Annotated in this window: 16 protein-coding genes; 5 read left to right on the forward strand and 11 right to left on the reverse strand. The window is 38.2% G+C overall.

Annotation, left to right across the window (positions count from 1 at the left end):
- The first annotated feature begins 24 nt into the window (after positions 1-24).
- Entirely contained in the window at positions 25-1,125 is a 1,101-nt protein-coding gene (gene dinB, locus GJ691_RS02605) for a DNA polymerase IV (RefSeq protein ID WP_154363446.1), read from the forward strand.
- Positions 1,126-1,167: 42 nt separating this feature from the next.
- Here the strand turns inward: dinB and GJ691_RS02610 are convergent, their stop codons facing one another.
- The 10 genes from GJ691_RS02610 to GJ691_RS02655 all read right to left on the reverse strand — a co-directional run bounded on the left by GJ691_RS02610 (position 1,168) and on the right by GJ691_RS02655 (position 9,162).
- Complete coding sequence (locus tag GJ691_RS02610; RefSeq protein WP_154363449.1) at positions 1,168-1,662, reverse strand: hypothetical protein; 495 nt, start codon at positions 1,660-1,662, stop codon at positions 1,168-1,170.
- 122 nt (positions 1,663-1,784) lie between these two features.
- Positions 1,785-2,279 carry an Hsp20/alpha crystallin family protein gene (locus GJ691_RS02615; RefSeq protein ID WP_154363451.1) on the reverse strand — a complete coding sequence of 165 codons (495 nt, stop codon included), beginning with the start codon at positions 2,277-2,279 and terminating at the stop codon, positions 1,785-1,787.
- Between the two features lie 305 nt (positions 2,280-2,584).
- Entirely contained in the window at positions 2,585-2,974 is a 390-nt protein-coding gene (locus tag GJ691_RS02620; protein ID WP_154363453.1) for a cupredoxin domain-containing protein, read from the reverse strand.
- Between the two features lie 33 nt (positions 2,975-3,007).
- Positions 3,008-3,556, reverse strand: a complete 549-nt coding sequence (locus GJ691_RS02625) for a carboxymuconolactone decarboxylase family protein (protein ID WP_154363455.1) — start codon at positions 3,554-3,556, stop codon at positions 3,008-3,010.
- A gap of 293 nt (positions 3,557-3,849) precedes the next feature.
- Entirely contained in the window at positions 3,850-4,698 is an 849-nt protein-coding gene (locus GJ691_RS02630) for a helix-turn-helix domain-containing protein (protein WP_154363457.1), read from the reverse strand.
- 113 nt (positions 4,699-4,811) lie between these two features.
- Entirely contained in the window at positions 4,812-6,254 is a 1,443-nt protein-coding gene (gene pyk / locus GJ691_RS02635) for a pyruvate kinase (protein WP_154363459.1), read from the reverse strand.
- 3 nt (positions 6,255-6,257) lie between these two features.
- The gene (locus tag GJ691_RS02640) at positions 6,258-6,722 is read right to left on the reverse strand and encodes an IPExxxVDY family protein (RefSeq protein ID WP_154363461.1); all 465 of its coding nucleotides are present in this window, start codon (positions 6,720-6,722) and stop codon (positions 6,258-6,260) included.
- A gap of 114 nt (positions 6,723-6,836) precedes the next feature.
- The gene (gene rnc, locus GJ691_RS02645) at positions 6,837-7,568 is read right to left on the reverse strand and encodes a ribonuclease III (protein ID WP_154363463.1); all 732 of its coding nucleotides are present in this window, start codon (positions 7,566-7,568) and stop codon (positions 6,837-6,839) included.
- A gap of 7 nt (positions 7,569-7,575) precedes the next feature.
- The gene (fabF, locus tag GJ691_RS02650) at positions 7,576-8,826 is read right to left on the reverse strand and encodes a beta-ketoacyl-ACP synthase II (RefSeq protein ID WP_154363465.1); all 1,251 of its coding nucleotides are present in this window, start codon (positions 8,824-8,826) and stop codon (positions 7,576-7,578) included.
- A gap of 102 nt (positions 8,827-8,928) precedes the next feature.
- Positions 8,929-9,162, reverse strand: coding sequence for an acyl carrier protein (locus GJ691_RS02655; protein ID WP_047247024.1), 234 nt, complete (start codon positions 9,160-9,162; stop codon positions 8,929-8,931).
- Between the two features lie 286 nt (positions 9,163-9,448).
- Here GJ691_RS02655 and purN point away from each other — a divergent pair, with 286 nt between their 5' ends.
- The 4 genes from purN to GJ691_RS02675 all read left to right on the forward strand — a co-directional run bounded on the left by purN (position 9,449) and on the right by GJ691_RS02675 (position 13,731).
- On the forward strand, positions 9,449-10,024 hold the full coding sequence (gene purN, locus GJ691_RS02660; RefSeq protein WP_154363467.1) for a phosphoribosylglycinamide formyltransferase: 576 nt from the start codon (positions 9,449-9,451) through the stop codon (positions 10,022-10,024).
- A complete protein-coding gene (locus GJ691_RS02665) occupies positions 10,024-10,659 on the forward strand; it encodes a ribonuclease H1 domain-containing protein (RefSeq protein WP_154363470.1) in 636 nt (211 codons plus the stop codon). Before purN ends, GJ691_RS02665 begins: the two co-directional genes overlap by 1 nt.
- Before the next feature lie 87 nt (positions 10,660-10,746).
- Positions 10,747-11,673 (forward strand): PfkB family carbohydrate kinase, encoded by a 927-nt coding sequence (locus GJ691_RS02670; protein WP_154363471.1) that lies wholly within the window; start codon positions 10,747-10,749, stop codon positions 11,671-11,673.
- 159 nt (positions 11,674-11,832) lie between these two features.
- On the forward strand, positions 11,833-13,731 hold the full coding sequence (locus GJ691_RS02675; protein ID WP_154363473.1) for an amidophosphoribosyltransferase: 1,899 nt from the start codon (positions 11,833-11,835) through the stop codon (positions 13,729-13,731).
- Positions 13,732-14,827: 1,096 nt separating this feature from the next.
- Here the strand turns inward: GJ691_RS02675 and GJ691_RS02680 are convergent.
- Positions 14,828-15,436: a superoxide dismutase gene (locus GJ691_RS02680; protein WP_154363474.1), complete on the reverse strand. Its 609-nt coding sequence runs from the start codon at positions 15,434-15,436 to the stop codon at positions 14,828-14,830.
- Positions 15,437-15,551: the final 115 nt, after the last annotated feature.

The raw sequence follows: 15,551 nt of genomic DNA on the forward strand, positions 1-15,551 counted from the left end.
TAAAAGTTATTATAAATTTACAACATGAAAACGGATTTCCCTTTACGAAAGATCATACATGTTGATATGGACGCTTTCTATGCATCGGTAGAAGAATTGGATAATCCGGAATTAATCGGCAAACCTCTTGCGGTGGGCGGAAATGAAATTAGGGGAGTTGTGTCCGCCGCCAATTATGAGGCTCGAAAGTATGGAGTCCGGAGTGCCATGAGCGGTTATTTGGCCAAAAAGAACTGTCCACACCTAACCTTTGTAAAACCACGTTTTGCCCGTTATAAAGAAATATCACAACGCATACGCAGTATCTTTTTCGAATATACCGATTTGGTAGAACCCCTTTCTTTGGATGAAGCTTATTTAGACGTCACAACCAATAAAAAGGGTAATCCTTCAGCAACCCTGATCGCCCGTGAAATCAGGAAGCGGATTTTCGATGAAATTGGTTTAAGGGCATCTGCCGGAATATCGATAAATAAATTCATAGCCAAAGTAGCAAGTGATTTTAATAAACCCAACGGTCAGAAAACCGTAAACCCAGAAGAGGTTTTGCAATTTTTGGAAGATCTGGAAATAAGGAAATTCTACGGTGTTGGTAAGGTTACCGCAGAAAAAATGTACCGCTTGGGTATTTTTACCGGGAAGGACCTAAAAGAAAAATCCCTTGAATTTCTTGAAAAGAATTTTGGTAAAGGTGGCGGCCATTATTTTAATATCGTCCGAGGCATACACAACAGTCCCGTTAAACCCCATCGCATACCCAAGTCGGTTGGGGCTGAGCGTACTTTCAGTGAAAATCTGAGCAGTGAGGTCTTTATGCTGGAGCGTTTGGAACATATTGCGACAGAACTTGAAAAACGATTGAAAAAATCCAAAATAGCAGGTAAGACCATTACCCTAAAGATCAAGTATAGCGACTTCACATTGCAGACGCGTAGTAAAACACTACCCTATTTCGTAACTGATAAATCCTTGATATTGGATACGGCAAAAGAACTACTATACCAAGAGAAGATGGAAAACTCGGTACGTCTTTTGGGCATTTCCCTTCATAATCTTAATACCGATAAAAAGAAAACCGAAGCTAAAAAAGACTCGGTTTCATTGCAATTGCAATTTGAATTTTAAAAGCACTGACCTAAAAGAAAATGCCCTGAGATTTTACAGAAACTATTCTTCATCCTTTTCTTCTTTACTAGAGAAATCGGCTCCATAACGTTCTAAAAAATTGCGTTGCATATTTTCCATTCGCTCACGCACTTTGTCAATATCCATAAAATCATGACCAAAATCGCTATCGAAGAAATCATCGTTAAAAAACCGTTTAGCGAACAATGAATCGTCTTCGAATAAAATGGGGAAATCCTTATGGTCAAAATGGGAGAAATTTCGATAAAACCTGGATTGCATTGATTTTAATATGCTATCCCGATCCATAGCTGCCAGTTCATTAAGATCCGTACCGGAAGACCAAGAATAAATGGAATCATAACGAATTAAGTTACCCTCTTCATCAAATTCCCTGTTGACCTTCCAACTACCCTTAGGTTCTTCGGTAATTTGAGCCTTAGTTCCTTCATGGGTGTCATCCTTACTTTTCTTTTCCTGGCTATTGCAACTTATGGTTAAAAGAGCAGAAATAGCCAATACAACATACTTTTTCATGATACGATAATTTTATGATTACTACTATTGTTTCGTATTCCAAGGACTATGATTCCGTTTTAAAGAGCTTCTAAGCAAATTAATTATGGGAGGCCCTTTTTAACGACCTCCCATAATCAATGTCACGAAATCTTTATACTTCTTGGTGGTTTCTGAATAGATTCCTCTTTTTTGGGGAGATGAATGCTCAAAATACCATCGGAGTATGACGCTTTAATATTCTCTTCCTTAATGGTTTCAGGTAATGAAAAAGAACGTTTGAAAGAAGCATACCCGAATTCCCTGCGAGTATAATTTCCTTCCTCCTCGTTTTTACCGCTTTCTTCTTTATTTTTTTCTACGACATCGTTCGAAATGGACAACACTTTATTATCCAGATCAATATGGAAGTCGGTCTTCTTCATTCCCGGAACGGCCATATCAACATAATAAGCATCCTTGGTTTCCCTAATGTTCACTTTGGGCAGTGTGATACCCGTATTGAAATTGGGTGTGAAAATGGATGGAAGGTCACGATTGAACATTTCATCAATCCATGAGGACCATGCTGGAAAAGTTAGGCCATTGTTATTGGTTTTTGCCAAACTTCCGTTTCCTGCTGTTACTAAATTACTCATAACGACAAAAATTTTTAAGTTAGACAATCATTTAAATATCAATCGGATAACTACAAATAAAATGCCGAAACCTATAATCTATTCCCTAAAGGAAAAAGTTTTAAAACTATTTAAGAAAGACTTTCTTAAACTATTAAAGAAGTATTAAAAAAAATGTCAAAATGACATCGGAAAATGACACTCTTTCACTATTACAAATTACATGCACCGAAGTAATATGCCATTTAGCATATATCATTAGAAAAGTCTAAAAACTAAAAAGCCCCGATAATAACCAATATCGGGGCTTTTAGAGATTGTTGATACTATTTCACTGTTAAGGTATTATCAGTTGCGGTTGGGTTTAAAGGACAGAAATAAACATACTCTCCCTTTTCCAATTTAGTAGGTTTTGATGTTTGGACCTTACCCGTTGCCACAGCCTGTGTGACATATGCCGTTTTAATATGGTTTTCCGGTTTACTAATGTCCTTCCCTTTTTCAACCAGGACAAATCCGACGTCGTGACCCACATTATTATTCGCAATTTCAAAAACATATGTTCCTTCTGGAACCGTGATTTGTTTTTGGGTGAATTCTCCCGGGGTTTGCTCTAGGGAAATCGTGTTAAGTGCATTCTTCTGCATTTTATCTTGGGCATTTACCGAGAATACCATTCCAAATGCCAATACTATTACTGCTATTATCTTTTTCATCTTTTTAAAATATAATTCCTTGTTACGACTTAATTATGCTTCTATAGTTTCCAATGTTTGGGCAGCTGGGAAATCCACTGGTACATCTGTTGTTTTATGTAAGTAGTTCGATATTGTTTTATCGCCGACCAAAACAATCGTATCCACTAGATTTTCCTTACTCCAACCTGCACTGAAAAAATCCGCAATGACGGCTTCATCGGTTGCTCCTCGATTTTCCGTAATGTTCTTGGCCAATCTTGCCAAAGCATTCAACTTGGTATCGAAACTTGCTTTTCCTGATCGCAATTCCAAAATTTGATTATCGGTAAAACCGTTCATTTTACCAATTGCCGTATGGGCCGCCAAACAATAGGAACAGTCATTTACCTGACTCACGGCCAAATTCACAACTTCCTTTTCTTTTGCGCTTAAAGATGTTTTGGCATTTGATAAGGCCAAATAATTAGCCAGTGCATTTTCTGAATGGGCATAAGTTGCATATAGATTGGGTACAAAACCAACTGCTTTCTTCAGATTATCGAATATTGCTTGGTTAGAAGTACTTACTTCTTCCCTTTTAGGTACATTAAAATCTCTCATGTTCGTGTTGTTGTTAGTGGGATTGTAGTATCCCGGTTAATACTGATTAAAAAGATCTGATAGGTTCATCCGCGTAGCAATAAAAATCATGATGATATTTTTGCTCACAATGCATTTTTGAATCTAGTGTTTGTGTCTCGGTTCTTCTAGTTTTACCGAAAATCTCGATAAGGTTGAAAATCGATGTCGTATTTATTTTCATCTCGCTTTGTTTTATAATTACAATGCAAAGATGTGACAGGTATCAGGCTTTTTGTTATTACGTATTTCCCGATGGCTTGTAAAAATTTCCCTTAGTGAAGAATATTATGGGTTTCCCGATATTGGGAAGGAGAGAATGAAGTTGCCTTTTTAAAAAACCGACTAAAATGTGCTGGATCGTTAAAACCCAACTCATAAGCAATTTCCTGATTTTGCTTATCTGTAAAATTGATCAGTCTTTTAGCTTCCAACGCTACGCGGTCCAATATAATTTGTTGTGGGGACTTCTGATTGTAAATGGCAAAAAGATTGGATAGTGTTTTAGGACTCTTAAAAAGCAACTCAGCGTATTCACTGACTTTTCTTTTTGTTTTATAGTGTTCATCTACCAAAACATTGAACTTACGGATCACATCTATTTGATCATTATCCAACTTTTTGATAATGAGTTGCTCCTTGGCCAGTCTTGTTGACATTATTATCAATCGTTTCAGTAACATTTGAAGCATATCACCCTGAATTTTATCCGATGTAGAGAATTCATCTTCAAAAATCTCATAGAGCATATCAAACTTACGCTCTTGCTGTTTAGGTATGGTAATAATCGGCAGGTCTTGTGTGCCAAAGAACAATATTCCATTACAGGAAACCTCGGCATCGTGATCCGATATACAATAAAACTCTCGATTGAATAAAAAAGAAGTCAATGGCAATTCGGTATGCTCATATGAAATGTGTTGTAAATAAGTCGTTGTAGTCAATTGATTAGGTTTTAAAACCACAGGGATACCATCAATAAGAAATTCTAAATTATCGGTATTCCTGTTCCATAGGAAATTAATGGTTCCCGAAGTTATTGAAAAACTTCTATGATCTTTCTTTACATCATCCGTAAGACCAAAAACAGACCCCAGCTTAGGGTCATGATATTCAAATTTCATACTTAATTTTATTATACCTCAAAATATTAGTCTTACTCTATTTTGAAAACTTACTAAAAGAAAAAACCCGAACAACATGGTGTTCGGGTTTATATAGTTAGGTAGTGTAAATGTTAAATATTACAGGTCTTTATCTCGGTTACCCTTAAGGTGTTTACCATACCCTTGTCCTTGATTGGCATGGCTGCCAAGCTAATAAGCATATCGCCTTGTTCCAAAAATCCTTTTTTACATGCTATTACGTTTACATCTTCTATGGTTTCATCGGTTGAAACATATTTATCATAATAGAATGCCTTTACACCCCAAAGTAGATTCAATTGGGTCAAGATCCTTCTGTTGGATGTAAACACCAAAATATACGAACTGGGTCTCCATGCGGAAATCTGGAAAGCGGTATAACCACTATTGGTCAAGGTAGATATGGCTTTGGCCTTGATTTCGTTTGCCATGATAGCGGCATGGTAACATACCGACTTGGTTATATATCTATTTGTTCTTATGTGTGGTGGCTCTTGAGGAACAATGATCAATTCCGAGTTCTCAACACTTGACAAGATACTTGCCATTTTCTCGATAACCTCTACTGGATAATTACCTACTGAAGTTTCTCCTGAAAGCATTACGGCATCGGCACCATCCATAACGGAATTCGCCACATCATTGACCTCTGCCCTTGTAGGTGTTAGACTGGTAATCATCGTCTCCATCATCTGGGTAGCGATTATTACGGGAATCCTAGCTTTTTTAGCCCTTAATACCAGTTTTTTCTGAATCAATGGCACTTCATGCGCAGGGACCTCAACACCTAAATCACCACGGGCCACCATTAGACCATCGCAATACGAAACTATCTTATCTATATTTTCGACCGCTTCAGGTTTTTCTATTTTAGCAATAATGGGAATTTTATGTTTCCCGTGCTCTTTGATAATGTTCTGAAGGTCTATAATATCCTGGCTATGCCTTACAAAGGAAAGGGCAATCCAATCAACATCTAAAGAAATGGCAAAAATTGCATCTTCGACATCCTTCTCTGTCAGCGCCGGCAACGAGATATTCGTATTGGGTAAATTCACCCCTTTTTTCGACTTCAAAGGCCCTCCTTGAATTACTTTGGCCCTTACTTTATCTTTCTTATTGGTAGATATGACTTCGAACATTAATTTACCGTCATCCAATAAAATGCGTTCGCCCGGGTTTACGTCTTTTGGAAAAGCCGCATAGTTCATATATACCCTTTCAGAATTTCCTTCGAACGGTTTACCCGTTACGAAGGTAATCTCGTCTCCTGGGGCCACGACCACCTCTTCGGCCATTACACCGACCCTTAGTTTAGGGCCTTGTAAATCCCCAAGGATGGCGATATTGGTTTCCATTTCGGCATTGATCTCACGTATAATCGCTACACGCTCCTTAACATCTTCGTAATCTGCATGTGAGAAATTAATTCTAAAGACATCAACCCCGGCCTTTATCATGTCCACAATTACTTCCTTTTTACTGGTAGCAGGACCTAAGGTTGCAACTATTTTCGTCTTTTTTATTTTTGGCATCAACTAAAAAATTAAATTATTTCTTGATTTCAATGTATCTGCATCTAAACTATATGCAGTGATTATTTTAGGTATGGTCAACAATTTTTTCACTAAATCCGATGTATTTAAATCATCATCGTGTTCAATCTTGACAAAATAATCTACCTCTTTATGCTCTGGTACTAAATAGTGTTTCGCGAACGAAGGCTCATCCTGAAAAAGTCCATCCCGTACCAAAAGCTCTTTTTTCGTACTCTTATTGGCAATTACTATCCAATAACGGTCATGTTGATCGTCTTGCCATTCAAAAAAAGGGAATGACATATGCTCTGACACTTCCAAATCTTTCGGTGCCCTAACAAATAACGACATGAGCACATTGTTCAAGGCATATACAACAGCATAATCCTGCATGGTACTATGTAACGCAATCAGGGTAAAGTCTTCCTCGTAAAAATCACCACTAATTTTATGCACTGCTGCCATATGCGTACAAAAGCGTAAATATATGATTAATAAAATATACTGCCTAAGCCGCTAAAGACTAAAGCAATTTTTGTTCAAATTATAACGATATATTTCCAATTTCATAGTACAGTTTTAACCTATCCTATCCTGAAGGGCAAAAAATGCACGCTTGGAAGCACGTTCCTCCGCTTTCTTTTTTGATGTTGCCCGAGCTTTCGCAACCACCTTGTTCCCAATGGAAAGTTTTACGGCAAAATGTTTCAGCTCATCGTTCCCTGTGTCTTCGTATACATTGTAATTGAAGGCCTTCTTTTGTTTTTGGCACCATTCAATTATCAAACTCTTGTAACTAATGACCTTTCCCTCGAGTTGTTCTATGTCTACATATGGTACAATAACCCTATCATAAATAAATCGCTCACAATACTTGTATCCCCGATCCATATAAATGGCCCCTACCAAAGCTTCAAAGACATTACCATGTATATTATCGCCAAAATGGGTTTTCGGTATTCGACTTTCTACAAGTTTTATCAAATTTAGGTCTTTCCCTAACTCATTCAAATGCTCCCTACTAACGATTTTAGAACGCATTTTGGTCAAATAACCTTCATCACCTTCTGGTACTTCGTTATAAAGATGCTTTGAAATAATGGTTCCCAACATAGAATCGCCCAAAAATTCCAGACGTTCATAATTCATGGGATTGCCATTTTTATCTTTTTTATTTACCGATCTATGTAAAAATGCTTTCTTATAAATTTCCAATTTCCTGGGCTTAAAACCCAAGATATCGGTGATACCCAAAAAAAAATCCCCATCCTGTCCAGAATGGGAATTAAATATATTGGATGGGAAATTCATAATACGATTAGCTCAGTTTCTTAAATACCACACATGCATTATGCCCGCCAAAACCAAAAGTGTTGCTCATGGCGACATTCACTTCCCTTTTTTGTGCTTTATTCAAAGTAAGGTTCAATTTTGGGTCAATTCCTTCGTCAAAGGTAGTATGGTTTATTGTCGGCGGTACAATTCCATGTTTAATGGACAAGATAGAAGCAATTGCCTCAATAGCCCCGGCAGCTCCCAATAAATGGCCTGTCATAGACTTCGTTGAATTGATATTGATTTCATGTGCATGCTCTCCGAAAACCTCCGATATTGCCTTAAGTTCAGCAACATCTCCCAAGGTAGTGGAAGTACCATGGGTATTGATGGCATCTACATCTCCCGGGCTTAAACCTGCATCACGCAAACAATTCTTCATAACCTGTACTACCCCGATACCATCAGGATGTGGTGCGGTCATATGGTAGGCATCACTTGACATTCCGCCACCAAGTACCTCCGCATATATTTTAGCACCTCTTGCCTTGGCATGTTCGTACTCCTCGAGTACAAGTGCCCCTGCTCCTTCCCCTAATACAAACCCATCTCTGGTAGCATCAAAAGGTCTTGAAGCGGTTTCCGGACTATCGTTTCTGGTTGATAGGGCATGCATGGCATTGAAACCTCCCATACCCGCCATGGTAACAGCAGCCTCACTACCTCCGGTAACGATGACATCACAATGGCCCAGTCTAATATAGTTAAGTGCATCGATCATAGCATTTGCCGATGAGGCACATGCAGAGACCGTGGTATAGTTTGGCCCCATAAAACCATGTTTGATAGAGATATTACCAGGGGCAATATCCGCAATCATTTTAGGAATAAAGAAAGGGTTGAACCTTGGGGTACCATCACCATTCGCAAAATTTATCACTTCGTTCTGGAATGTTTCCAGACCACCAATACCTGCTCCCCAAATTACCCCGACCCGAAATTTGTCTACAACATTCAGGTCTAATTTGGAATCAAGTATGGCCTCATCTGAGGAAACTAAAGCATATTGGGCAAATCGGTCTAATTTACGTGCTTCCTTACGGTCGAAAAAATCTTCAGCTTTGAAGTTTTTAAGTTCGCAGGCAAATTTGGTTTTGAACTTTTCAGCATCATAATAGGTCACGGGGGCAGAGCCACTTTTACCGCTTACCAAACCTTCCCAATATTCTTCAATATTATTACCAATAGGTGTCAAAGCACCCAATCCTGTAACTACAACTCGCTTTAACTGCATTGATCTAACTTTAGATTATTAAGCCAAGTGAAATTAAATAAAAATATCCATGCGGCTTGTTTACCGCATGGATAATTATCAACTTTTCAAGAAATCATACGATTACTTAGCTTCTTCTATATAGCTTATGGCTTGGCCAACTGTTGCGATATTTTCAGCTTGATCATCAGGGATTTGAATATCGAATTCCTTTTCGAATTCCATGATCAACTCAACTGTATCCAGTGAATCCGCCCCTAAATCGTTGGTAAAGCTAGCTTCTGATACTACTTCGTTTTCATCAACTCCTAACTTATCAACAATGATAGCCTTAACTCTTGATGCAATGTCTGACATAATAATTTTGGTTTTTAAAATTTAAATTGTTGGCAAAAATAAAAAACTTTGGTGTTAATAATACCATTTGTGGTTAAAATGTCCAGTAATTTAAGAAATTTAAATACAAGAGTATTAATTTAGCCCAAAATATTTTCTTCGGTAACGGTGTTGAAAAGATTAATTGGATTGTAGATTATAGCCCTTTTTTAAATATACGTGTTTGCTATGTTCTTTAATCTGCCTTGTTTTTTCGACCTTAGACTGAAATTAAAACAATATTCTCTTTATTAAAAATCCGATTCTCTTGAAAACCAAACAAATTGTTTTATTTGCCTCTGGTTCTGGATCCAATGTTGAAAATATAATCCGGTATTTTCAGGATAAGCCCAACGTTACTATAGCCATGGTATTGACTAACAAAAGGGATGCCAAAGTTTTAGAACGATGCAATAGACTAAATATCAGTGCTTTATATTTTAACAAAACCTCATTCAGGGAAACAGAATGTGTTCTTGATATTATAAAATGTGCCAAACCGGATTTAATTGTTCTTGCCGGATTTTTATGGAAAGTCCCTGAGAATATCATTAAGGCATTCCCGAACCAAATTATTAACATACACCCTGCACTCTTACCAAAATATGGAGGAAAAGGCATGTACGGGGATAATGTACATAAAGCCGTAAAAGAAAATAAGGATTCCGTTTCAGGAATTACCATTCACTACGTTAATGAACATTATGACGAAGGTGCCATAATACAACAGGTAGAGACCAAAATCCTTCCAAACGATACCCCGGATGAAATTGCGGCTAAGGTGCATGCACTGGAATATGAATATTTTCCCAAAGTCATTGAACAACTGTTAATGGCCCAATAATGGCGAAAAAGGAGAAGTTTTATGTGGTTTGGAAAGGCAAACGACCCGGAGTATATACTACCTGGAATGATTGCAAAGCTGCGATTACGGGTTATAAAGGCGCCCAGTATAAATCTTTCGCCTCTTTTGATGTAGCCAAGAAAGCCTACAACTCCAGCTATGAGGAATATAAAGGGAAAAAGAATTCCACCTCGAGCTTAACCCAAGAGCAACTGCTTAAAATAGGGAAGCCCAATTATCATTCAATCTCAGTAGATGCGGCATCGAGTGGAAATCCCGGTATTATGGAATACCAAGGGGTCGACACCAAAACAGGGAAAAGATTATTCAAACAAGGACCGTTTAAGCAGGGAACCAACAATATAGGTGAGTTTTTGGCCATTGTTCACGGATTGGCATTTTTAAAACAACATAAAAGTGACCGCATTATTTATACAGATTCAAGAACGGCAATGAGCTGGGTAAGAAAAAAAACTTGCAACACAAAATTGGCCGAAACACCGGAGAACAAAGAGCTTTTTGATTTGGTTCGCAGAGCATTGGATTGGTTAAAGAAAAACCCCTATGACACACCTATTGTTAAATGGGAAACGAAAGCTTGGGGAGAAATTCCTGCAGATTTTGGAAGAAAATAAGGCCTTTGACAACTTTTTACAATAAGGCCGAGTAGCTATGGATTTTAGCCCATCATTAATGTATATTTGCAGCAAAATTCTATTTTAATGGGTAAATTACTGATTGTAGGCACCGTTGCCTTCGATGCTATTGAAACACCTTTTGGCAAAACAGATAAAATTTTGGGCGGGGCCGCGACCTTCATAGGTCTTGCAGCTTCCCAATTCGATGTAAAATCGGCTATTGTTTCGATAGTAGGTGATGATTTTCCGCAAGAATATATCGATCTTCTCAAGAACAAGAACATTGACACCTCATCACTCGAAGTAGTTAAAGGAGGTAAAACTTTTTATTGGAAAGGAAAGTACCACAATGACTTGAATTCCAGGGATACTTTGGTTACCGAACTGAACACCTTGGCCGATTTCAAACCTGTGGTACCTAACGATTTTAAAGATGCCGATGTGGTTATGCTGGGCAACTTGCACCCCAGTGTTCAAATGAGTGTTATCGAGCAGATGGCGAAAAGACCAAAATTAGTTGTTTTGGACACCATGAATTTTTGGATGGACAACACCCTCGAGGAGCTAATGAAAGTGATAAAACATACCGATGTAATCACGATAAACGATGAAGAAGCTAGGCAATTGACCAATGAATATTCCTTGGTTAAGGCAGCAGAGAAAATACAGGAAATGGGCCCTCGATACGTTGTTATCAAAAAAGGGGAACATGGAGCGCTCCTGTTCAATGAAGACAATGTTTTCTTTGCACCTGCCTTACCGTTGGAAGAAGTTTTCGACCCGACAGGGGCAGGAGACACCTTCGCTGGTGGTTTTAGTGGATTTTTAGCCGCGACCGACAATACATCATTCAATAATTTAAAGAGTGCTGTTATACATGGTTCCAATTTAGCTTCATTTTGCGTAGAGCGCTTTGGAACGGAAAGAATGCAAAGTCTCGGCAAGGATGAGGTAAATTCCAGATTACATCAATTCAAGGCATTGACGCAGTTCGATATTGAATTACAATAATGATACGCCCTGACAAAAAAGTCAGGGCTTTTTTAATCGACACAACCGGTGATCAAAACTGTGGTTACATCCTCTAATTAGGAGGAAGGCAAAGATTTATAAAGGGTATTCCCCAATAAACAAAGTGGGGAGATTTGGGCAAATTATAGAGTATTACAAATGAGCGATGCAATAAAACACGAATGTGGAATTTCGGTAATCCGTTTACTTAAACCGCTATCTTATTACAAAGAAAAATACGGTACGGCTTTTTATGGGGTGAATAAAATGTACCTGATGATGGAAAAACAGCACAACCGTGGACAGGATGGTGCCGGTTTCGCCAGCATTAAGCTAGATATGAAACCCGGTGAACGCTACATGAGCAGGGTTCGCTCCATTCAACAGCAACCGATCCAAGATATCTTTGATCAGATCAATGACCGCATAAACACTGAATTTACAAAGCATCCTGAATATAAAGAAGATGTCGCTGCCCAAAAAAACAACATTCCGTATATCGGAGAGGTTTTATTGGGACATGTTCGCTATGGCACTTTCGGCAAGAACAGTATAGAAAGTGTACACCCTTTCCTTAGACAGAACAATTGGATGCACCGTAACCTGATCGTTGCCGGTAATTTCAATATGACCAATGTAAATGAACTTTTCGATAATCTTGTGCAACTTGGCCAGCATCCCAAGGAAATGGCAGATACGGTAACTGTTATGGAAAAAATAGGTCATTTTTTAGATGATGCCGTAGCCAAGTTATACAAACAGATAAAAAAAGAGGGGTATAGTAAAATGGAGGCTTCACCTTTAATCGCAGAAAGGTTGAAACTGAACAAAATTCTACGAAAAGCAGCCAAAAACTGGGATGGGGGCTACGCAATGGCCGGAATGTTGGGCCATGGCGACGCTTTTGTGCTTAGAGACCCCTCGGGTATAAGACCTGCTTACTATTACAAGGATGATGAGATAGTTGCAGTAGCTTCCGAACGACCTGCGATCCAAACCGTTTTTAATGTGCCTTTCGAAAAAGTCAAGGAAATTAGTCCAGGGCATGCCATTATCATTAAAAAAGACGGTAGCTCGTCAATCAATAAAATCTTGGAGCCAAGGGAAAGAAAGGCCTGTTCCTTTGAACGCATCTATTTTTCACGTGGAAGTGATAAGGAAATCTATCAAGAACGAAAAGAATTGGGGAAACTGCTATTTCCCCAAATCCTAAAAGCGATTAACAACGATATTAAGCACACGGTGTTTTCATATATTCCCAATACTGCCGAGACGTCATTTTTCGGGATGGTGAAAGAGGCACAGAATTATTTGAACAAAAAGAAGGAAGAACAGATTCTAAGTATCGGTTCCAAAATCACACAAAAAGAACTACACGCCATTTTGGACATTCGACCAAGAATTGAAAAAGTGGCTATCAAGGATGCAAAGCTCAGGACCTTTATCACCCAAGACAGCAGTAGGGATGACCTGGTTGCCCATGTATATGACATATCTTATGGATCGGTCAAAAAGAACGATAATCTAGTAATTATCGATGATAGTATCGTTCGTGGTACTACACTGAAAAAAAGCATCTTACGAATACTAGATCGTTTATCGCCTAAAAAAATAATCGTCGTTTCATCTGCTCCTCAAATACGCTACCCGGACTGTTATGGTATAGACATGGCAAAATTAGAGGATTTTGTGGCATTTAAGGCCGCATTGGCCCTGCATCAAGACAACAACACCATGGATCAGGTAGAAGCTATATACAAAAAATGTATTGACCAAGCCAAGGCCCATGATGATGAAATAGTGAATTATGTAAAGGATTTCTATGCGCCCTTTACAGCGAACCAAATATCGGATAAGATCGGTGAGTTACTAAGTCCGCCTGAGATTAAAGCCCAAGTTAAGATTATATACCAAACCATAGAAAGCCTTCACCAAGCGTGTCCCGATAACCTCGGTGATTGGTACTTTACGGGCAACTACCCCACAAAAGGTGGCAACAGGGTCGTAAACAAAGCTTTCATCAACTTTTACGAAGGAAAGAACGAAAGGGCATATTAATATTTTTATCGATGAAATGCACGTAACTACGCATTTCATCGATAATATAAGGCTTTTATCGTCTTTTTACTCAAGAAGGAAGTACACCCACCTACTTTAGACTTGCCATAGCATAAGTAGGTTAAGTTCATGGTAAGATTTGGGGCAAAAAAGGTGGAGACTTCTCCGCCTTTTTTATTTAACTAGTGGATATAAAGCCAAATACAAATATAATCCTGTCTTTTTCGAAGGGTCATATCTATCCTCCACCCTACTTTCAAGACAATACTTCTATCAAAGAATTACACTTTACCGCTTTTATAGACACTTCAACTAAGAATTTTCCAAACAGTCAAGTGCTGTCATACATTCGCAGGACCATAGCATAAGTAGGTTAAGTTCATGGTAAGATTTGGGGAAAAAGGCAGAACTATGTTCTGCCTTTTTATATTTGGAACTACTACATCCATCAAAAAAATGTCCCCTGAAAATTTCAAAAAGCATTTTAACCATAGATCAGGGAGTTCGTCCAAAAACTTCTAATACCTAACCATAATGCCTTAAGTTTGGAGGACCATAGCATAAGTAGGTTAAGTTCATGGTAAGATTTGGGGAAAAAAGGTAGAACTATGTTCTGCCTTTTTATTTTTGGAACTACTACATCCATCAATAAAATGACCTCTGAAAATTTCAAAAAGCATTTTAACCATAGATCAGGGAGTTCGTCCAAAAACTTCTAATACCTAACCATAATGCCTTAAGTTTGGAGGACCATAGCATAAGTAGGTTAAGTTCATGGTAAGATTTGGGGAAAAAAGGCAGAACATAGTTCTGCCTTTTTTATTTGCTTCATCCTCAACAATTGGCAGGGTTATCCTAGTTTCACTCCTCTCTGAATCCCCGTTATCACGATAAATGAAACCCAAAATTTGTTAAAATTCCTTTTTTATTTCCTACAAACCAAGTATTTTAGTCGTGCCATAGCATAAGTAGGTTAAGTTTATGGTAAGATTTGGGACGAAAAGGGTGGAGGCTTCTCCACCCTTTTCTATTTTAAGGCATAAAAAAAACCCTCAAGCAAACTGCTTAAGGGTTTCTTAATTTAATTTGTACGCCCTTATTTATTGGCATTATATAATTCCGCAACTTTATCCCAATTGATTACATTGAAAAAAGCATTTATGTAATCAGGTCTTCTGTTTTGGTAGTTTAAATAATAAGCATGCTCCCAAACATCCAATCCTAAAATAGGAAAACCCTCACAACCTGTGCTAGGCATAAGCGGATTATCTTGGTTCGGAGTAGAGCAAACTTCTACTTTACCACCTTTATGTACACAAAGCCAAGCCCAACCGGAACCGAATCTAGTACCAGCGGCCTTGCTGAATGCTTCCTTGAACGATTCAAATGAGCCAAAAGCGTCTTTAATCGCATTCGCCAATTCCCCTTTAGGCTCACCACCTCCATTAGGGGACATTACTTCCCAAAACAAGGAATGGTTATAAAAACCACCGCCATTGTTACGTACGGCAGCATTACCCAAATCCAAATTCGTTAAGATATCCTCGATGGATTTTTTATCCAAATCCGTTCCGGCAATAGCACCGTTAAGATTAGTGGTATAACCATTATGATGTTTGGTATGGTGTATTTCCATGGTTCTAGCATCAATATGTGGTTCCAATGCATCGTATGCATAAGGTAATTTTGGTAATTCAAAAGCCATAATTATAGTTTTTATGTTAGATTAAATGTTCCTCAAATTTACATTTTTTAACAGACTAATTCAGCCAATAAATTGTTAAGAACAATTATAGATTATGTAATTTGCAGATAAAAAT

The organism is Maribacter luteus (assembly GCF_009674825.1).
GTDB lineage: Bacteria > Bacteroidota > Bacteroidia > Flavobacteriales > Flavobacteriaceae > Maribacter_A > Maribacter_A luteus.